This is a genomic window from Caulobacter segnis (assembly GCF_023935105.1).
GTDB classification, from domain to species: Bacteria; Pseudomonadota; Alphaproteobacteria; order Caulobacterales; family Caulobacteraceae; genus Caulobacter; species Caulobacter segnis_B.
In genome coordinates, this window is sequence record NZ_CP096040.1 from 3,654,459 (window position 1) to 3,673,230 (window position 18,772).

The 18,772-nt window shown below is 67.6% G+C and carries 19 protein-coding genes, 1 tRNA gene and 1 pseudogene; 10 read left to right on the forward strand and 11 right to left on the reverse strand.

Annotated elements, in window-relative coordinates:
* Nucleotides 1-8 precede the first annotated feature (8 nt).
* A pseudogene (locus MZV50_RS17060) lies at nucleotides 9-3,933 on the forward strand (LamG-like jellyroll fold domain-containing protein).
* Nucleotides 3,930-4,436, forward strand: coding sequence for a GlcG/HbpS family heme-binding protein (locus tag MZV50_RS17065; protein ID WP_252630496.1), 507 nt, complete (start codon nucleotides 3,930-3,932; stop codon nucleotides 4,434-4,436). The pseudogene MZV50_RS17060 and the gene MZV50_RS17065 overlap by 4 nt, the downstream one beginning before the upstream one ends.
* On the opposite strand, the gene MZV50_RS17070 is transcribed toward MZV50_RS17065, so the two are convergent.
* The gene (locus MZV50_RS17070; protein WP_252630497.1) at nucleotides 4,429-5,007 is read right to left on the reverse strand and encodes a type 1 glutamine amidotransferase family protein; all 579 of its coding nucleotides are present in this window, start codon (nucleotides 5,005-5,007) and stop codon (nucleotides 4,429-4,431) included. The genes MZV50_RS17065 and MZV50_RS17070 overlap by 8 nt on opposite strands.
* A gap of 52 nt (nucleotides 5,008-5,059) precedes the next feature.
* Here MZV50_RS17070 and msrB point away from each other — a divergent pair, with 52 nt between their 5' ends.
* Both msrB and MZV50_RS17080 read left to right on the forward strand, forming a co-directional pair.
* A complete protein-coding gene (msrB, locus tag MZV50_RS17075) occupies nucleotides 5,060-5,539 on the forward strand; it encodes a peptide-methionine (R)-S-oxide reductase MsrB (protein ID WP_252630498.1) in 480 nt (159 codons plus the stop codon).
* Nucleotides 5,540-5,683: 144 nt separating this feature from the next.
* Complete coding sequence (locus MZV50_RS17080) at nucleotides 5,684-6,292, forward strand: alpha/beta hydrolase (protein WP_252635265.1); 609 nt, start codon at nucleotides 5,684-5,686, stop codon at nucleotides 6,290-6,292.
* Between the two features lie 21 nt (nucleotides 6,293-6,313).
* Here MZV50_RS17080 and MZV50_RS17085 read toward each other — a convergent pair.
* The 6 genes from MZV50_RS17085 to MZV50_RS17110 all read right to left on the reverse strand — a co-directional run bounded on the left by MZV50_RS17085 (nucleotide 6,314) and on the right by MZV50_RS17110 (nucleotide 9,413).
* A tRNA-Leu gene (locus MZV50_RS17085) sits at nucleotides 6,314-6,398 on the reverse strand.
* 71 nt (nucleotides 6,399-6,469) lie between these two features.
* A complete protein-coding gene (locus MZV50_RS17090) occupies nucleotides 6,470-7,015 on the reverse strand; it encodes a MarR family winged helix-turn-helix transcriptional regulator (protein WP_252630499.1) in 546 nt (181 codons plus the stop codon).
* Nucleotides 7,016-7,335: 320 nt separating this feature from the next.
* Entirely contained in the window at nucleotides 7,336-7,575 is a 240-nt protein-coding gene (locus MZV50_RS17095; protein WP_252635266.1) for a hypothetical protein, read from the reverse strand.
* A gap of 44 nt (nucleotides 7,576-7,619) precedes the next feature.
* Nucleotides 7,620-7,868 (reverse strand): DUF3297 family protein, encoded by a 249-nt coding sequence (locus MZV50_RS17100; protein WP_252630500.1) that lies wholly within the window; start codon nucleotides 7,866-7,868, stop codon nucleotides 7,620-7,622.
* 283 nt (nucleotides 7,869-8,151) lie between these two features.
* The gene (locus MZV50_RS17105) at nucleotides 8,152-8,619 is read right to left on the reverse strand and encodes an EF-hand domain-containing protein (RefSeq protein WP_252630501.1); all 468 of its coding nucleotides are present in this window, start codon (nucleotides 8,617-8,619) and stop codon (nucleotides 8,152-8,154) included.
* 8 nt (nucleotides 8,620-8,627) lie between these two features.
* The gene (locus MZV50_RS17110) at nucleotides 8,628-9,413 is read right to left on the reverse strand and encodes a DUF4198 domain-containing protein (protein WP_252630502.1); all 786 of its coding nucleotides are present in this window, start codon (nucleotides 9,411-9,413) and stop codon (nucleotides 8,628-8,630) included.
* Between the two features lie 156 nt (nucleotides 9,414-9,569).
* Here MZV50_RS17110 and MZV50_RS17115 point away from each other — a divergent pair, with 156 nt between their 5' ends.
* From MZV50_RS17115 to MZV50_RS17140, 6 genes are all read left to right on the forward strand, one after another.
* Complete coding sequence (locus MZV50_RS17115) at nucleotides 9,570-11,795, forward strand: TonB-dependent hemoglobin/transferrin/lactoferrin family receptor (protein ID WP_252630504.1); 2,226 nt, start codon at nucleotides 9,570-9,572, stop codon at nucleotides 11,793-11,795.
* Nucleotides 11,796-11,901: 106 nt separating this feature from the next.
* Nucleotides 11,902-12,510, forward strand: a complete 609-nt coding sequence (locus tag MZV50_RS17120; RefSeq protein ID WP_252630505.1) for a YqaA family protein — start codon at nucleotides 11,902-11,904, stop codon at nucleotides 12,508-12,510.
* On the forward strand, nucleotides 12,507-13,052 hold the full coding sequence (locus MZV50_RS17125; protein ID WP_354668903.1) for a disulfide bond formation protein B: 546 nt from the start codon (nucleotides 12,507-12,509) through the stop codon (nucleotides 13,050-13,052). The genes MZV50_RS17120 and MZV50_RS17125 overlap by 4 nt, the downstream gene beginning before the upstream one ends.
* Entirely contained in the window at nucleotides 13,052-13,612 is a 561-nt protein-coding gene (locus tag MZV50_RS17130) for a demethoxyubiquinone hydroxylase family protein (RefSeq protein ID WP_252630507.1), read from the forward strand. Before MZV50_RS17125 ends, MZV50_RS17130 begins: the two co-directional genes overlap by 1 nt.
* Nucleotides 13,613-13,720: 108 nt before the next feature.
* The gene (locus tag MZV50_RS17135; protein WP_252630509.1) at nucleotides 13,721-15,478 is read left to right on the forward strand and encodes a M1 family metallopeptidase; all 1,758 of its coding nucleotides are present in this window, start codon (nucleotides 13,721-13,723) and stop codon (nucleotides 15,476-15,478) included.
* A gap of 141 nt (nucleotides 15,479-15,619) precedes the next feature.
* Entirely contained in the window at nucleotides 15,620-16,144 is a 525-nt protein-coding gene (locus tag MZV50_RS17140) for a VanZ family protein (RefSeq protein ID WP_252630510.1), read from the forward strand.
* Between the two features lie 24 nt (nucleotides 16,145-16,168).
* On the opposite strand, the gene MZV50_RS17145 is transcribed toward MZV50_RS17140, so the two are convergent.
* The 4 genes from MZV50_RS17145 to greA all read right to left on the reverse strand — a co-directional run bounded on the left by MZV50_RS17145 (nucleotide 16,169) and on the right by greA (nucleotide 18,601).
* Nucleotides 16,169-16,453, reverse strand: coding sequence for a hypothetical protein (locus MZV50_RS17145; RefSeq protein ID WP_252630511.1), 285 nt, complete (start codon nucleotides 16,451-16,453; stop codon nucleotides 16,169-16,171).
* A 235-nt stretch (nucleotides 16,454-16,688) separates the two neighbouring features.
* Nucleotides 16,689-17,252 (reverse strand): HNH endonuclease, encoded by a 564-nt coding sequence (locus MZV50_RS17150; RefSeq protein WP_252635267.1) that lies wholly within the window; start codon nucleotides 17,250-17,252, stop codon nucleotides 16,689-16,691.
* Nucleotides 17,253-17,425: 173 nt separating this feature from the next.
* Complete coding sequence (locus MZV50_RS17155; RefSeq protein ID WP_252630512.1) at nucleotides 17,426-18,067, reverse strand: DNA-3-methyladenine glycosylase family protein; 642 nt, start codon at nucleotides 18,065-18,067, stop codon at nucleotides 17,426-17,428.
* A 51-nt stretch (nucleotides 18,068-18,118) separates the two neighbouring features.
* Nucleotides 18,119-18,601, reverse strand: a complete 483-nt coding sequence (gene greA / locus MZV50_RS17160; RefSeq protein ID WP_252630513.1) for a transcription elongation factor GreA — start codon at nucleotides 18,599-18,601, stop codon at nucleotides 18,119-18,121.
* Nucleotides 18,602-18,772: the final 171 nt, after the last annotated feature.

Below are 18,772 nucleotides of genomic sequence, written 5' to 3' on the forward strand. Positions count from 1 at the left end.
CCGTCATTTTGTGCTTTGCAGCATGGCGTATCAGCCCCGGTCGGGTTTGCAAGCATGCCCTTGGGGCGCTACAAAAACGCTCAGACATGACACCGGTTACCAAAAGTATGGAGCCGAGATGTCCGCCATGGGGAGGAGACGGTTCACATGAAGGCGATTTTCCTGGGCTCGGCCTGCGCGCTGATCCTGGCCAACGCGGCCGTCGCGGCGCAGTCCGAACCGGCGCTGCTGTTCAAGCTGTCGGGCGACAAGGGCCTGGTCGCCGACGTCGCCCACGGCGACCCGATCCCCAACTTCGCCGACAAGGTCACGCCGATCGACGGCAAGGTCGGCAAGGGCTTCCACGCCGAGGACGATGGCGTTGTCTCGTGGAACGCGCCCGGCAACATCCAGGCCCAGCGGGGCACGCTCTCGTTCTTCTGGCGCTCGGGCTATCCGGTGGGCGTCGCGCCGTTCGTGATCTTTCGCGTCGGCTATGCCGACCACTCAAGCTGGGACATGGCGTTCCTGCGCATCGACTGGAACGGCCACGGCTTCGACGCCTTCGTCACCGACAACGGCCTGGCCCGCACCCGCGTCTCGTTCAAGGTCGACAAGAACCCGGCCGCCGACGCCTGGACGCACCTGGCCTTCACCTGGGACGAGACCACCGGCGTCCAGCTGTATGTCGACGGCAAGCTGGCGGCCAAGACGGAGACCAAGGCGGTCTACGACGCCGGTCTGGACCAGTTCGGCGTCGCCGGCCGCGTGATCGCCCCGCATCAGGTGCAAAGCCGCTACAACTTCACCCGCGGCGGCGACCTGGACGAGCTGCGCGTCTACGACCGCCCGCTGGCGGCCGACGCCATCGCCGCCCTGGCCCGCAACGAAGCGCCCGCGGTCGCCGCGCCGGTTCCGACCCTGGCCGATCCGGCCGTCCACGCCGCCTGGAAGCAGCGCTACGGCTGGAACCTCGCCGCCCCTCCCTTGCTGACCGACGCCCAAACCACCATCCGCAAGGTCGAGTTCGCCGACGCCAAGGACATCAAGGAATGGATGTGGAAGGGCACGGACGGCATCTCCGAAACCACCTGGCCCGGCGTCTACAACCGCTCGCGCCTGCCTGGCCGCAACGACTACTTCCAACTGCCGGACTGGAACGTCTATGTCGACGGCGGCAAGGCCCTGACCCTGACCCTGCCCAACGAGCCGATCAACCGCCTGGAGATCCAGGGTCCGGCCTATGGCGACCTCTCGTGGGCCGCCCCAGGGGCTGGCAAGGCGGGCGACAAGGGTTCCAGCGTCGGGACGCGCGCCAAGGACCAAGAGCGCACCGTGACCCCCCTGGCCAAGCCGCTGAACGGCGGCGTCCTGACCTTCACCAACGTGGCTCAAGAGACCCCGATCCAGGAGATCTGGGCCTACAACGTCTCGGCCGGGGCCGAGCCGAAGGACGCCTTCAAGATGAGCTACACGGTCCGCGCCGACGTGGCGCCGGACTATCTGAACCTGGCCGACCTGAACGCCTACATCGCCGGCCACCACCCGGCGGGCGAGCGCGCTACGGTGGTGGCCATTCCAGACGCCGCGCCCTCGCGTCCCCGTCCCGCCTCGGACCTCACCGCGCCCGGCCTGCCGATCGTCCACGTGCTGATCCCGTCGGGGTTCGGCGACGCGCCGGCCGCCAAGCCGCTGGCCCGCAACTGGGCCTATGGCTGGGAGAACGCCCGCGACGGCCTGGACGGCGTGGCCATCGACATTCCGGCCCTGCCCGGCGCGGCTGGAGCGGTGATCCCGCTGAACATCCAGGTGAAGGACCCGATCTGGCCGGGCCGCAACATGATCGACGTCAGCGTCTCGGTGAAGGCCGGCGAGCCTCGCACCGTGTGGTTGGACCTGCGCGACCGCATCCTGACCGCCGACAGCCTGTACCTGACCATCGCCGCCGACAGCGCCGCGTTCGGGCCCAAGGCCCTGGACGGCGCCAAGATCCGCCTGGTTCTGAAGGATCGCGACAAGGCCAAGGTCGAGCACATCGCCGACCGCCTGAACCAGGTGAAGGACAACTGGGCCTTCCTGGTCGAGGAGCACACGACCTCCAAGCGCCAGGGCCTTTACCGCCGCCTCTACGCCGACATCACCGACCTCCTGAAGGTCGACCCCGACAACCAGATCGGCCGGGAGTACTGGGGCGACATCACCTATGGCAGCCAGGGCTGGCCGGCCTTCGACCAACCCAAGCCGACCGATGGCACGCCGCTGTGGGCCTTCCGCCAGACCGAAGACCTGAAGCTGGTGAGCAAGTTCATCAACTGGTGGATCGACGAGCGCCAGGCGGATTTCGGCGACTTCGGCGGCGGCCTGTCGGACGACACCGACCTCTTGCAGCAATGGCCGGGCGTGGCCCTGATGGGCGTCCAGCCCGACAAGCTGACCCACTCGCTGAACCGCCTGACCGACGCCGTCTACAAGAACGGCATGTTCACCGATGGCCTCTCGACCATCGTGACGGATGAGCTGCACGCCTACGAGGAAGGCATCAACAGCAACTCCGAGGCGATGTACGTCAACTACGGCGACCCGCTGGCGGTCGAGCGCCTGTTCACGACGGTGAAGGCCTTGCCGCGGGTGGTCGACAAGAACCCGGCCGGCCACGTCCACTTCAACACCAACTGGTACAGCGGCAAGATCTCGTACCGCGAGGGCCCGTGGGAGTGGCAGAAGCCGTACTCGTTCGGCGTCGTCCACCCGTCGATCCTGATCAGCGACTACAATGGCGACCCGACCGCCCGCGACACCGTCATCGGCCTGGCCGACGGCTACCTGGCCCACGTCAGCAAGAAGGACGGCTCGTATCCCAACGAGATCAACTGGCGCACCGACGCCGAGCGCGGCGGCACGGTGCTGCAGGGCTCGGGCGCGGACGGTCCGTTCCAGATCTTCTGGGCCGCCTATCGCCTGACCGGCGACGCCAAGTACCTGGCCCCGATCAACTGGCGGATCTCCAAGGCCGGGATCAAGTCGCTGGCCAGCATCAACGACAACGCCCTGACCGCGATGGGCCTGGGCGAAGCCAACAAGGACGCGATCGTCAAGATGGCGGCCAAGGGCGGCGCGATGGAGCGCTACGCGGCCTGGAGCCTGACCGGCGACAAGAAATACCTCGAGGATCTCTACGCCGACGAGATCCAGTGGAACGCCCAGCACATGTACATGCACACGGAGGGCCATTGGTGGTCGGACCGCGTCGAGCTGCCGTCCGACGTCCTGCAACGCTCGCGCCTGGGCGGCATCGCCAACAAGCGCAGCCAGATGACCCCCGGCCACGTGGTCAGCTGGCGTTTCGACAACGCCGACGGCACGGACATCGCGCTGCTGGTCAAGGACGCCACCAAGACCGGCTTCAAGGTCATCGCCTATAACCGCACCGACAAGCCGGTGACGGGCGTGATGACCGGCTGGAACGTCGCCCCCGGCCTGTGGAGCATGAGCCAGGGCGTCGACTACAACGGCGACGACCAGATCGACGGAACGCCCGAGACCGCCTCGATCGAATTCGAGCGCAGCCTGGGGACCAAGATCGCCCTGTCGCCGCGCCAGACCGTGGTCATCGACATGAAGCTGATCAAGGCCGGCGACGATCCGGCTAGGCGCGCCGATCTCGGCATTGGTCGCGGCGACGTGACGGTCAAGGGCTCGACAATCACCGCCAAGGTCCACAGCCTGGGCGCCCAGGACACGCAGGCCGCCAGGCTGGAGCTGGTCGACAAGGCCTACAAGGTCGTGGACGGCGCGGCGATCCCGCCGCTGAAGGCCCCGCTGGACTTGCTGCCCAAGACCGCTTCGGTGAAGCTGAAAATCCCGGCCGGCGTGAAGGTCCAGGGCCTGCGGGTCCGGATCGTCACCAGCCAGCCCCAGAACACCCGCCTGAACGACGAGGTCGTGCTGCCATGAGAAAATCCGTCGCCCTGATCGCCGCCGGCCTGGTCCTGGCCGGGGGTTCGGCCTTCGCCCAGACGGCCGCCCCTTCTGCGGCCCCGACGCCCGCGCCGCAGCCGCCCTACGCGGCCCGCGTCATCACTCTTGCCGAGGCCAAGACCGTCGCGGCCGCCGCCGAGGCCGAGGCGCGCAAGAACGGCTGGACGATGGTCATCGTCGTGCTGGAATCAAACGGCGCCCAGGTCTTCGCCGAGAAGATGGACGGCACGCAGTACGGCTCGAACGAGGTGGCGCTGAAGAAGGCCCACACCTCGGCCAACTTCCGCCGCCCAACCTCCTACTTCCAGGAACTGGTAAAGGCCGGCACGCTGAACGCCATCTTCACCGGCGCGACGGCGGTCGAGGGCGGCGAGCTGCTGCTGGTCGACGGCAAGATCATCGGCTCGATCGGCGTCTCGGGCGGCTCGGCCGCACAGGACGGGATCGTGGCCCGCGCCGGTCAGGCCGCGCTCAAGTAGCCGCGAACTCCTTGGCGAACATCGCCACGTAGCCCGCGATCAGCTCTTCCTGCTCGGGCGCGATCAGGCGGGCGACGGCGGCGGCGAAGGTCACGGGGGCCAGGCCCGAGGCGCTGACCAGCTTGCCGTCGGTCACCGCCTTCGCGCTGTCGACATAGTGATCGCCGCCCGCATAGCCGGGCGCGATGCTTTCCAGCCAGTCCTGGCCGTTCGAGGTGTGCTTCCTGCCGTCGAACAGGCCCGCCCGCGCTAAGGCCGTGGTCCCGGCGCAGATGCCGGCCACCGGCTTGCCGTCGGCGAAGGCCTGGCGGATCAGCGACGAGATCGCCGGGTTCTCGCCCTGGCTCCACGCGTCGCTGCCGATCAGGATGAAAACATCGGCGTCGCTCAGCACCGGATCGTCGAACCGGTAGTCGGCCGCGGCCAGCACACCGCCGATCGAGGTCTCGGGATCACCGGTCGGGGTGGCGATCTCGATCTGGACCTTCAGGTGCTCGCGCAGCAGCGCCAGCACGGCGCCGGCCTCCCAATCGGCCCAGCCCGGCTGCAAGAAGGCGACGGCGACGGTCATCGAATGCTCCTGGTCCTACCGGATCGGCGCTCGAGCGCCTACATTGGCTGTCATGACAGACGCAGCCATCCTTTCAACCATCGGCTTCGACCTCACGCCGCCGACGGACGCCGAACGCGAACGCCTGGAGGCCGACCTGACGGCCGAGGAGGCGCGAGTCCTCCTGCAACACGGCACCGAGGCCCCGTTCTGCGGCGGCCTGCTGGGCGAGAAGAGTCCCGGCGCCTATTGCTGCCGCCTCTGCGGCCTGCCGTTGTTCAAGCACGAGACCAAGTTCGAGAGCGGCACCGGGTGGCCCAGCTTCTACGCCCCGTTCGCCGAGGACCACGTGGTCGGGATCCGCGACACCTCGTACGGCATGGTCCGCATCGAGACCCGTTGCGCCCGCTGCGGCAGCCACCAGGGCCACGTCTTCCCCGACGGCCCGCCGCCGACGCGCCTGCGCTACTGCATCAACTCGGTGTCGCTGCAGTTCGTGAAGGAGGGCGATCCCCTGCCCGATCCGCTGCATCGCGGCGATCGGATCGGCTGACGCCGGCCGGGTCGAGACTGGGAGCGAGACCACCATCTCGCCCCAGCTTTTCTCAAATCCTATTCAATTGATATGAATTGAGGCGAACGGAGGGACCGGGCATCTGCTGATCGACGGCCAAAGCCCATCGAGTTCCGCATGATGATGCCCCCCTCCTCCGCCTTCGAGCCCGCTCGCTCCTATCGCGGCGACCGCGAGGACCCGCCGATCCTGATCGTGCCGGGCCTCTATAATTCCGGTCCCGACCATTGGCAGAGCCATTGGGAGCGCGAGCTGCCCACCGCCCAGCGGGTCGAGCAGCAGGATTGGGAGCGCCCCCTGCTGGGCGACTGGACGATCAGCCTGGCCGAGGCCGTGCGCCAGCGACCCGGCGCGATCCTGGTGGCCCATAGTCTTGGTTGCGCCCTGGTCGCCCACTTCGCCCAAGTGACGGGCGGACGCGGTGTCGGCGGGGCCATGCTGGTGGCGCCGGCCGACGTCAATCGCGAAGGCCCGGCCGGCCGCCTGCTGGTCGGCTTCTCGCCGATCCCCCGCCAGCGCCTGCCCTTCCCCAGCCTGGTCGTGGCCAGCCGCGACGACCCCTATGTCGAGATCGAGCGCGCCGAGGCCTTCGCGCGCGGCTGGGGCTCGGACTTCGTCGATCTGGGCCGCGCGGGGCATATCAATGTCGACAGCGGCCATGGGGCGTGGACGAAGGGGCGCGGACTGCTGCGCGGCCTGATCCACCGCGTCGAGGCGGCGGATCGGCTGTAGGTTCAGTCTGAAAAGAAGAGTTGGTGCGGGCGGTCGGGGTCGAACCGACACTCCTTTCGGAACCGGATTTTGAGTCCGGCGCGTCTACCAGTTTCACCACGCCCGCGTGCTTCGCGCCTGCGCGAAGGGTGGTCTTCCTAGCAGGCGTCGAAAACGAATTCCAGTCTTCCGACAGGCTTAATCGACGGCGGTCGAACCATCCGGGGAGCCGTCCGGGCGAGGCGTGATCGTCTCCCCGCCGGTCAGCTGGATAGCGGCGGTCTCGAGGTGATCCAGCAGGCGCTTGAACATCGCCACCTCGCTGGGGGCCAGGCCCGCCAGCAGGGTCGCCTCGTAGGCCAGGGCCAGCGGGGCGATCTCGGCGAACAGCCGGCGGCCGGCGGCCGTCAGCTCCAAGGTGTGCGAGCGGCGGTCCGAGCGGACCGTGGTGCGGGCCACCAGGCGACGCACCACCAGCTCCTGCGCCGCGCGGCTGACCCGGACCTTGTCCATCGCCGTGCGCGTGACGGCGGTGTGCTGGGTCAGGCCGCCCTCGGCCAGCACCGACATCAGCCGCCATTGCGGGATGGTCAGGCCGAAGCGGTCCTCGTAGGCGCGGGCGATCAGACGGCTGACCGCCGCCGAGGCCGTTGCCAGACGATAGGGAACGTAGTCGATCAGGCTGACGCCCGGTTCGGGCGCTTCGGACGCGCCAGGGGTAATCGGAGAGACCGTCGCGGTCATGTCCTTCCTTTCGTCCTCCCATGGCGTGACCGCCTTGAGAGGAGCGGCCTTCGCCAATCCGTTTCGCGTCGATAGACCCTTTGGCGTTCGGGTCACGCTTACTCTTGGTGTGAGCGCCCCCTATCCGAGGCTCAACGCCCCGAGGAGTTCACCCGAACGAAGGCGCAGTTTCGCACGCCGCTTGGGCAGCGAATAGTCGTCTCGCCTTCCTGAATGGCGTTCTCATGCCCCAGGAGCCCCTTGAGGACGTCAATCTCGCTCCGGGAAGCCCGCCGCCCGTCTCTGCGGCGTCCTGATCACCCGAATCACGCGCCCAGGGCTCAGGCGCGGGAAATGATGCGGGAGACGCGTTCGCCCGCGTCATAGCGCGACGGACCGCCGTAGACCGTCACCTCGCAGAGGATGTCGCCGCCCTCTTCGGAGGCCCAGATGTAGCTGCGCTCGACCTCGACATAGCGGCCGGCGGGCGAAACACCCTCGAAGGTGTCGCCCCAGGGCACGATCGCCTTCAGGTCCCGCCAACTCAGGGTCACGGCGCGCGAAAGCTCGTCGCGCGCCATGGCCGCCAGGTCGGGATCGCTCACCGGCTCGCTCGCCATGGGCTTCAGCCCTCGGCGGTGTCGCGGAAATAGGCCTCGACGTCGCCCTGCAGCTTGATCGTCATCGGGTTGCCCTTGCGATCCAGGGTCTTACCGGCCGCGACGCGCACCCACTTCTCGGAGACGCAGTACTCCTCGACATTGGTCTTCTCGACGCCCTTGAAGCGGATGCCGATGCCGCGTTCCAGCAGGTCGGCGTCGTAATACGGGCTGTCGGGATTTACGGAGAGGCGGTCGGGGGGCGTGTCGCTCATGGTCTTCAGGCTTTCGGTCTGGGCCGCGCGGCCCTGATGTCTTGGCCGGCGGTCATAGCCACGAAACGCCGAAAATCCAAATAGGTGATGCTTTTGACGACCAAAGCATCGCCTCCCGAGGCCTCGCGCCTGGGGTCCAGCGCACGGCTTTCAACGCGTTCGTCGAGCACTCCCCACATCGGCGGAGCCACCGTTCAAGGTTAGGTCCCGCTGCTCCCTGGGTCCTCGCCACAAGGGCGAGGAAAGCAAGAAGGGGAAGCCTTCAGGCCTCCCTCCCACCTATTCAGTCCTGCTGGTCTTCCTTGATCGGGTCGGCGGCCGAGACCGTCCCGTCGTTGTTGGTGTCGTGGTGGACGAACATCCGCCAGCCCGAATAATCGAACTCGGCGCGGGTGATGGCGCCGCTCTTGTCGCTGTCCAGGACATCGAAGCGGACGTCGGCCTGACGCATCTGGCGCACGCGCTCCTCTTCCTTCTTCTCGGCCGTCCGGTCGTCGGTGGCGAGCCGCTTTTCCAGGCGGGCCTTGAACTCTCCAACGTACTCGGTCCGCGACAGCGAGCCACTCTTGTCGGCATCGGTCTTGCCGAACTGGATGGCCCGGGTGGCGGCGAACTCGTCCTTGGAGACGACGCCGTCGCCGTTCTGGTCCTGCTCCTTGATGAAGGTGTCGCGGGCGTGCGAGGCGGCGTGGGCCGCGCCGGCGCTCAGCGAGGCGACGGCGAGAACGGCGAGGATGGTGCGGGTCTTCATGGCGGATCCTAACGGAGGGATTCGAAGGTCAGGGCGTAGGTAAAGCTGCGGCCCGGCTGGCCGGCGGCGGTCGGGGCGACGCGATAGCGGGTCTGGATCTGGTAGACGCCGGACTTGTCGACCTTGACGGCGAAGCGGCCCTTGGCGTCGCTGGTCACGGTCCTGGCGGCGGCCTTGGTGTCGGCGTAACGGTCGTCGGCGCCCTGCAGGGTGATCGCCTGGCCCGCCAGCGGCTTGCCGTCGAACAGCACCTCGAACACGGCGTCCTGGCCGGTGACGATCTTGCTGGGATGGGTGACGGCGTGGAACTCCAGCCCCTTGCCGATCGGGGCCAGGGCCGCGTCGCTGGGCGCGCCACGCGTCACATAGACCTCGGCCATGGTCAGGCTCTGCATGTCGATGGCGTCCGCCGGGGCCTTCTCGCCCTCGAAGAACTTCCATTCGCCGTTCACCAACGCCGCCTTGGCCGTGCGGCCGCCGCGCTGACCGGTGGTGATGCGGTAGGTGCCGGGCTTCTCGGTCACGGCCTCGACCAGCGCGACCTCGCGCAGATAGGTCGGGGCCAGCGGGACGCGGACGCCGTCGGGACCGATCACGGCATAGGCGTCGGACTTCATCACCACTTCGGGCGTGAAGAAGCTCTCGGTGAACGAGCCCGTGACGGTGACGATCTTGCGGTCGGAGGCATCGAATACGCTGGGCAGCAGATAAGGCGAATGAGCCCGCGCCGTGGGGACGGCCAGAGCCAGCATGAGCGCGCCGCCCAACAGGCCGGCGCGGAGAGAACGGATCATCGGAAGCACCCCAGGCGCCGCTCGGATCGCGGCGACCTCGGCATATTGCTATTAGTTCTGAGAATCAATTGCAAATAGCTTGACCGGATCGATGGCCCGCTTTAGGCCCTCACGACCAATTGCGAACAAGTCGCAACAATCATCGAGGGGATATCGATGTCTCGCCTGAAGCTGGCCGCGCTGGCCGCCACCTCAATCGCCGCCGTGCTGGCCAGCGGCGCCTACGCCGCCGAGGCCATCCCCGCCGTCGACGCCGTCGAACTCGACAAAGTCACCGTCACCGCCACGCGTTCGGAAAAGACCGTGTCCCAGGCGCCGGTGACCGTCAGTGTCATCTCCTCGGAAGAGATCGAGGACGGGCTGGTCCGCGACATCAAGGACCTGGTCCGCGACGAGCCGGGCGTGTCGGTGCGCAACGCCCCCGCCCGCTTCACCGCCGCCGGCGCCTCGACGGGCCGCGACGGCAATGCCGGATTCAACATCCGAGGCCTGGAAGGCAACCGCGTGCTGATCGTCGTCGACGGCGTGCGCGTGCCCGATGGTTTCGCCTTCGGCGCCCAGTCGACCGGTCGTGGCGACTATGTCGATCTCGACATCCTGAAGTCGGTCGAGATCGTGCGCGGTCCCGCCTCGGCCCTGTACGGCGCCGACGGCCTGGCCGGCTCGGTCACCTTCATCACCAAGGACCCGTCCGACATCCTCAAGGGCGACCAGAAATTCGCCGGCCGCACCCGCGTCGGCTACGCCTCGGCCGACGAAAGCTGGACGGAAAGCCTGGTGCTGGCCGGCAAGTCCGACCGCTGGGAAGCCCTGCTCGCCTATACCCGCCGCGACGGCGAGGGCCAGAAGACGGCCGGGACCAACGACTCGGCCAATACCGACCGCACTACCGCCAATCCCGAGGACAACCAGTCCAACTCGGTGCTGGGCAAGCTGATCTACAGCCCCAATGACAAGAACCGTTTCCGGCTGACCGTCGACCACATGGACCGCGACGTCGACTGGACCGTGCTGTCGGCCATCGCCAAGCCGCCCCTGGCCTCGACCAGCGTCATCGGCCTCACCGCCTTCGACAAGGTCAAGCGCGATCGGGTGAACCTGGACCACCGTTTCGACGGCGGCGAGGGCCTGATCAGCGCCGCCCGCACCTCGCTGTACTGGCAGAAGAGCACGACGCGCCAGTTCTCGGCCGAGGATCGCAACACCGCCGCAGACCGCACCCGCGACGCCACCTTCGACAACCGCGTGTTCGGCGCGGCCGTCGAGCTGCACAGCGTCTTCGACGCCGGAGCCCAGAAGCATGAGATCGTCTGGGGAGGCGACGCCTCGATCACCCGCCAGCGGGGCACGCGCGACGGCACGATCCCGCCGGCCGGCGAGACCTTCCCGGCCAAGGCCTTCCCGACCACGGACTTCACCCTGGCCGGCCTCTATGTGCAGGACGAGATCACGGCCGGTCCGGTGACGATCTATCCGGCCGTGCGCCTGGACTATTACAAGCTGGATCCGAAGGCCGACGCGCTGTTCACCACCGCGACCTCGGGCCAGAGCGACACCCACGTCTCCCCCAAGCTGGGCCTGGTCTGGGACGCCACCGACCTGGTCACGCTGTTCGCCAATGTGGCGGCGGGCTTCAAGGCCCCCTCCCCGTCGCAGGTCAACACCGGCTTCGCCAACCCGGTCTCGAACTACAGGTCGATCTCGAACCCGGACCTGAAGCCCGAAACGAGCAAGACCCTGGAGGCCGGTTTCCGGATGCATCGGGGCGGCTGGCGCGTGGCCGTCACCGGCTTTACCGGCGAGTACGACGACTTCATCGAGCAGGTTCAGGTCAGCGGTAACTTCACCGCCGCCAACCCGGCCGTCTATCAGTACATCAACCTGTCGGGCGTGAAGATCAGCGGGGCCGAGGCCAAGGGCGCGTTCGACCTGGGCGCCGGTTTCACCGCCCGCGCGGCGGTCTCCTACGCCCGCGGCGCGTCGCGCGCCAACAGGGTCAACACGCCCTTGGTCTCGATCGATCCGGTCAAGCTGACCGGCGGCGTGGCCTATCGCGCCCCGTCGGGCAGGTTCGGCGGCGACCTCAGCGTCGTCCATTCGGACCGCAAGTCGGCCGGCCGCGCCGGCGTGTCGTGCACGGGCGCGGTTCCCGGCAGCTCGCCCTCCAACTGCTTCACCCCGCCCTCGTTCACGGTCGGCGACCTGACGGCCTGGTGGGCGGTCACCGAAAACGTCACGGCCCGCGCCGGCGTCTTCAACCTGACCGACGAGAAGTACTGGTGGTGGAGCGACGCGCGCGGCTTGGCCGACAACTCGACCATCAAGGACGGCTACAGCCAGCCTGGCCGCAACTACAGCGTCTCCCTCGCGCTGAAGTTCTAGTCAGGCATGGCGGCGCGCGCGGGCCGGGAAGCCGCGCGCGCCGATCCTTGCGGACAAGCTCGTCCTCCCCTGATAGCTACGGGCTCTCACGTTCCTCGGAGTTCGCATGCTGCGCCGTATGTACGACTGGGTCATGAGCCTGGCCGCTTCCCGTCACGCTCCGCTGAGCCTGTTCGCCGTCTCGTTCGCCGAGAGCTCGTTCTTTCCCATTCCGCCGGACGTGATGCTGGCGCCCATGTGCCTGGCCAAGCCGGAAAAGGCCTGGCGCTACGCCCTGATCTGCACGATCGCCTCGGTGCTGGGTGGTTGCCTGGGCTACGCGATCGGCTACTTCCTACGCGACTTCGGCCTATGGATGATGGCCGCCACCGGCCACGCCGGCGGGCTGGCCGAGTTCCAGTGCTGGTACGCCAAATACGGCGTCTGGGTGATCCTGGCCAAGGGCCTGACCCCCATCCCCTACAAGCTGGTGACCATCGCCTCGGGTCTGGCGGCGTTCGCCTTCCCGATGTTCATCGCCGCCTCGGCCCTGACCCGCGGCGCGCGCTTCTTTCTGGTCGCCTTCATCATCAAGAAGTTCGGCCCGGCCCTGCTGCCGGTCGTCGAGCGCCGCCTCGCTTTGTTCGCCGGAATTTTGATCGCCCTCGTTGTCATCGGCCTCACGGCCAGCCATTTCATCGGTGGGGGCGGACACGGTGGAGCTTGCGCCGCATGACGACGACTGAACGATCGAACGGCTTCATCGGCCAGGTCTACGACCTGGTGACGCGCCACTGGCCGCTGATCGCCTTCCTGTCCAGCGCCCTGATGCTGGCCATCGCCCACGCTTTCGAGACGTTCGGCCACCTCGCCCCCTGCCACCTGTGCCTGAAGGCGCGCGAGGTCTACTGGGTCGCCGGGACCGTCGGCCTGGTGGGCGCCGTTTTGCAACGCACCCCGCTGTGGGCCCGCCTGCGCCAGCCCGTGAACCTGCTGCTGGCGGCGATCTTCCTGTACGGTACAGGCCTGGCGGTGTTCCACGCCGGCGTCGAATGGAAATGGTGGCCGGGTCCGACCACCTGCACGGGCGCCGGGGCGGTCAATGCGGCCGATCTTTCGGCCATGCTGAACGGGACCAAGAAACTCAAGGTCCCGATGTGCGACAAGGCCGCCTGGGTGTTCCTGGGCCTGTCGATGGCCGGCTGGAACGCGCTGGTCTCGCTGAAACTGACCGTCTGGTCGGTGCTGGCGGGCCTGCGCAAGACGGAGACCCTGTGATGAGCAAGCCGGTCCCGCCCCGTCCTGGCCGGGGCGCGCAACGCTCGCGCCTCGCCGAGATCCTGCGCGTCGACCAGGCCGGCGAACTGGCGGCCGTGCACATCTATCGCGGCCAGGCCGCGGTCATGCGCAACGCCCCCGGCCGCGAGCGCATCGCCGACCAGCTGAAGGAGATGGAGGGCCACGAACAGGTCCATCTCTCGCGCTTCAACGACCTGCTGACCGAGCGCAATGTGCGCCCGACCCTGATGTCGCCGGTCTGGCGCGCGGCCGCCTTCGCCCTGGGCGCCGGCACCGCCCTCCTGGGCGACAAGGCCGCCCACGCCTGCACCGAGGCGGTCGAGACAGTGATCGAGAAGCACTATGCCGGCCAGATCGAAGAGCTGAAGGACCGCGACTCAGCCCTGGCCGCTGAACTGACCCAGTTCCGCGACGACGAGCTGGCCCACCGTGACCTGGCCATCGAGGAAGGCGCACACGAGGCGACGGCCTATCCGCTGCTGACCGCCGTGATCCAGGCCGGCTGCCGCGCGGCCATCAAGATCAGCGAGAAGATCTGAGGCGCCCGCCCAGGCGGCGAGCGCTTTCAACGGCGACGCTCTTGGCGTCCGCGTCGCGCGGGCCTACCGATACGCCCCAATACGTCATCGCGTTGGGGAGTCGCCCACTTGTCCTTCCGTAACCTCGCCGCCTGCGCGGCGTCGCTGCTGGTTCTTTCGACCGCCGCCGCCCACGCGGCCGAGCCGCTCAAGACCAGCGCCCAGTCACTTGAGACCGGCGGCCCGATGCCCGCCGAGCAGCAGAAACTGGCCTTCGACCACGCCGACCTGAAGTTCAAGATCCTGCCCGACCAGAAGGCGATCGAGGGCGAGGCGATCCTGACCTTCACGGCCAAGGCCCCGCTCACCAAGCTGGTCGTCGACTTCGACCGCGTCTTCACGATCAGCAAGCTGGCGATCGACGGCAAGGCGCTGAAACCCTCGGCCTGGACCAATCCCGAAGGCCGGATGACCATCACCCTGCCGAAGACGGTGGCCAAGGGTAAGGCGGTCACCCTGGCCCTCACCTATGCCGGCGTCCCGCTGGAGGCCAAGCGCGCGCCCTGGGATGGCGGCTTCGTCTGGAGCAAGACCGAGAGCGGCGAACCGTGGATCGCCACCGCCGTGCAAGGCGACGGCTGCGACATCTTCTGGCCCTGCATCGACTACCCGACCGGCGAGCCCAAGCTGGTCGACCTGCACATCACCGTCCCCGCCCCGCTGGTCGCGCCGGCCAACGGCGTCTTCAAGGGCATGACCGAGAAGGACGGCTGGCGGACCTACAACTGGCAGGCCAAGAATCCGAACACCTACGCCATCGCCCTGGACGTCGGTCCCTACGAGGAGATTTCCGGGACGTACAAGAGCCGGTTCGGCGACACGATCCCGATGAACTACTGGTACCTCAAGGGCAACGCCGAGAAGGCCAAGGGCCTGTTCGCCGAGTTCACGCCGATGCTGGACTTCTACGAACAGATGATCGGCCCCTACCCGTTCCGCGACGAGAAGATGGGCGTGGTCGAGACCCCGCACCTGGGCATGGAGCACCAGACCATCAACGCCTACGGCAACAAGTACCGCAAGGACGCCTACGGCTTCGACTGGCTGCTGCAGCACGAGTTCGCGCACGAGTGGTTCGGCAACCAGCTGACCGACGTCGACAACGACGACATGTGGCTGCACGAGGGCTATGGCAGCTACATGCAGCCGCTGTTCTCGCAATGGCTGCACGGCGACATGGAGTACATGGCGCGCCTGAACCAGATGCGCGTCGACACCAAGAACAAGTATCCGATCGTCTCGGGCCGTCAGCTCAAGGAAGACGACGTCTATAACGGCGACCGCGGGCCGGGGAACGACATCTACTACAAGGCCGCCAACGTCCTTCACACGTTGCGGACGCTGATCGGCGACGAGGCCTTCTTCAAGATCACCCGCATCGCCGTCTACGGCACGCCGGATCCCAAGCCGGGCAACTTCAAGCCGCTGTATCTGGGCACCAAGGACTACATCAAGATCGTCAACCAGGTGACCGGCAAGGACTACGGCTGGTTCTTCGACGTCTATCTGTATGAGGCCGCGCCACCGGAACTGATCGAGACCCGCGAGGGCGGCGACCTGGTGCTGAAGTGGAAGACGCCCAAGGACAAGCCCTTCCCGATGCCGGTCGACGTCAAGGTCGGCGACAAGGTCGTCACCGTGGCGATGGCCGACGGGACGGGCCGGGTGGCGGTGGGCGACACCGTGCCGGTGATCGTCGACCCGGCCTCCAAGGTCCTGCGCCGCCAGCCCTATATCGAGCAGTTCCAGGCTTGGAAGAAGGTCCAGGACGACGCGGCCAAGGCCGCCGAGGAGGCCAAGAAGAAGGCTGAATCCGAGAAGAAATGAGCGGATCCGTTCCGCTCATCCCCGCGCAGGCGGGGATCCAATGACAAGACAGGGTTGGTGACTGCTCGCTAACCCTGTCCGTTCACCGAATGGCGCGATCTTCGCCGCTAGGACCAAGGCGTCCTCCCGGAGATCGCGTCCATGTTCAAGCCCGTCCACCTCGTCGCCGCCGCGCGCGTCACGCTGCTGCTGGGGGCCCTGACCGTGGCGGTGCTGACCTTGGGTCCGTTCCAAGGGGCGGAGCGGATTTTCGGCCTCAGCGACAAGGCCGCCCATGCCATCGCGTTCGGCGGCCTGCTGGCGGTGTCGTTCCTGGCCTTCCCGCGCATGCGCCGCAACGATCTGGCGCTGGCGGCCCTGGTGCTGGGGGGCGCCACCGAGATCGCGCAGATCATCGCTCATCGCGACGGCAACGTCCCCGACTGGCTGGCCGACGCCTTCGGGATCCTGGTGGTCCACGGCGCCAGCCTGATCGAGTCGGTTCGCAAGATGGCCCGTGAACAGGGCGACCTCACCTTCACTCAAATCGCGGCGATGGACCGGCGGCGGATCCGCCGGCGTCCGGTCGTGGCTTTTGAGCCGGGCGCGAGCGATCCTTCAGCGACTCAAGCGGGCGTCGCGCTCAGCTTCGCCAAACGCGCCGCCCGCCGGTTTCCGCAGCGCTAGCCTATCGGGCTAGCCCAACGCTGATCAGGTGATGCGCTTGACGCTGACCGGGTCGCTGCCCGGGAAGCTCTCTTCCAGACCCTCGTCCAGCAGGGCTTCCTGACGGCTCTCGGACGTCTTCACCTTTCCGGCCAGCTGGTCGTGCTTTTCGCCGTCGGCCAGAGGGCGCTTGGCCTCGCGGGCGTGCGGCGCGTCGATGTGTCGGTCTTCCGGACGGACCTTGCCTTCCGAGGCCGCGTCGGCCGTGGACGCGGCGGTCCCGTGGGTGAAGTGGCGCTTGTCGGCGTCTTCGGTGTTATGGCGGTTCATGGGTACCTCCCGTGGCTCTTGCCTCGGATAGGAAAACCCTCCGGTCGAGGTTCGGGTTGCATGGCCCGCCCCGCCGTCGGGACTTGAAACATTTTCGCCGAGCGCGCCGGAACCTTCGCCGTGAGGCCGCATTTAAGGTTCAGCTTGGCGGTCAGATCCCCTTCCGCCTCACAGCCACGGCCCGGGACAGCCATTCCTCAAATCGTTAGCCCGGGCCGTTTTGCTGTCTGGAGCCTCAGGCCTCCAGTTCGATATCCCAGTACAGATAGTCCAGCCAGCTGACGTGCAGCCTGCCCGGCGGGAACCGCCGTCCCCGCTCCTGCAGCTCGTGCATCGACGGCCGCCGGGCGTTGTGGAACGGCTGCATGCCCGCCTCGCGCGGCGTACGGCCGCCCTTGGACAGATTGCAGGGCGCGCAGGCGGTGACGATGTTCTCCCAGGTCGTGCGCCCGCCGCGCGAGCGCGGGATCACATGGTCGAACGTCAGGTCCTCCGGCGAACCGCAGTACTGGCAACTGAAGGCGTCACGCAGGAACAGGTTGAAGCGGGTGAAGGCCGGCGGTCGCTCCTGCGGGACGTACTGCTTCAGCGCCACGACGCTGGGCAGCTTCATCTCGAACGACGGCGAATGGACGACCTGGTCGTAGCTGGCCACGACGTCGACCCTGTCCAGGAACACCGCCTTGATCACCTCCTGCCAGGGCCAGAGGGACAGCGGATAGTAGCTGAGTGGCCGGAAGTCAGCGTTGAGCACCAGGGCCGGCATGCCCGACGGTGGACGCGTGAGGACCTGCATCAGAGCCCCCCTTCGGAGCACGCGTCGAAACGCTCTGGGCTCCGGCTGATGAAGTACGCGACAGGACTGAAGACGGGCCTCCTTCCTACGCAATTCTGGGAATCGCCATTCATCCCCGAACGCATGTGAAGGATGGGCCGAGTCAGCGACAGAACCAAGACATCTCGATGAGAGATCTAGAAAGGCGCGATCTCGCGTCGTTTGACGGCGCCGTAGCAGGCCCACAGCAAGTGGGCGGCGACGCCCCGATAGGGCCGCCACAGCTCGGCGCGCTGATAGGCCTGCTTCTCGGTCGGGCGGACCTGTGCCCGGTCAGCCCAGCGCATGGCCTCCTGCAGGGCCACGTCGCCGCCCGGGAACATGTCGAGGCGGCCCTGGGTGAACATCAGGTAGACCTCGGCAGTCCAGCGGCCGATGCCGGTGATGGCGGTCAGGGCGGCGATGGCCGCCTCGTCGGAGAGCCCCGGCAAGGCGTCGAAGTCGCACGCCCCGGTAACGTGCGCCTCGGCCAGCGCCCGGGCATAGCGGGCCTTGGGACGCGAAAGGCCCAGCGACAGCAGGTAGACGTCCTCGTGGGCCATCACGGCCTCGGGCGTCATTTCGGGAAGGCCCGCCTCGACCCGCGCCCAGATGGCGGCGGCCGAGGCCAGCGAGACCTGCTGCTGCACGACCATCTTCAGGAGTCCCGGAAAACCGCCCAGGCTGACGCGCCATTCGAACGGCGGGGTCACGGCCTCCAGGGCCGCCAGGGCCGGATCGGCGGTGGCCAGATGCTTGCGGGCGTCGAGAAGGGCTTGGGCGGTCGGCGGAACGAACATCGGCCGAAGGGAACCCGCCCCACGCGCGATGACAATCCGCTTCTTGCTGAACTATCCGATCGCGGTGATCTCGACCTCGCCGCCCGGCGCGGGCGAACTGTCGCCGATGGCCTTGCCCAGCAGGGCGCGGGCGATCGGGGCGACGTAGGAGACCGAGCCCTGGGCGGGATCGGCCTCGTCCTCGCCGACGATGCGGAAGGTCTGCACGCGACCGTCCTCGCGCTCGAAGGTCACCCGGTCGCCGAACTGCACGACGGTCTTGTCCGGGTCGCGCTCCAGCAACTGGGCCGTGGCCCGGCGCGCCGACCAATAGCGCAGGTCGCGGGTGGCGCGGGCCATGGCCGTGCGATCGCCATCTGCCGCGCCGCCGGCGCTCTGGGCCGACGAATAGGCCGCCCGCGCCGAAGCCAGCTCGGCCTCGATCTGGGCCAGGCCCTCGGTCGTGACGAGGTTGGGATGGGTGGAGATCGGGCGATCGGGCAGGTCGGCCGCGAAAGCCTCGCTGTCGCCTTCCTTGGTGAAGGCGACGCTCATCGGAAGAAGTCTTGGATCATGGAGAAAGCCTGCGACGCGGAGAAACACGGCGTCCGGAGGCCTAACGCGTCCCGGTCTGGTTAGCTCCGGTTCCGGAGCGGTTCAACCCGACCGAACGCGACGGCGGCGCGCCATTCCCAAAAGGGATCAGAAGCGCGGCCCGCCGGTCAC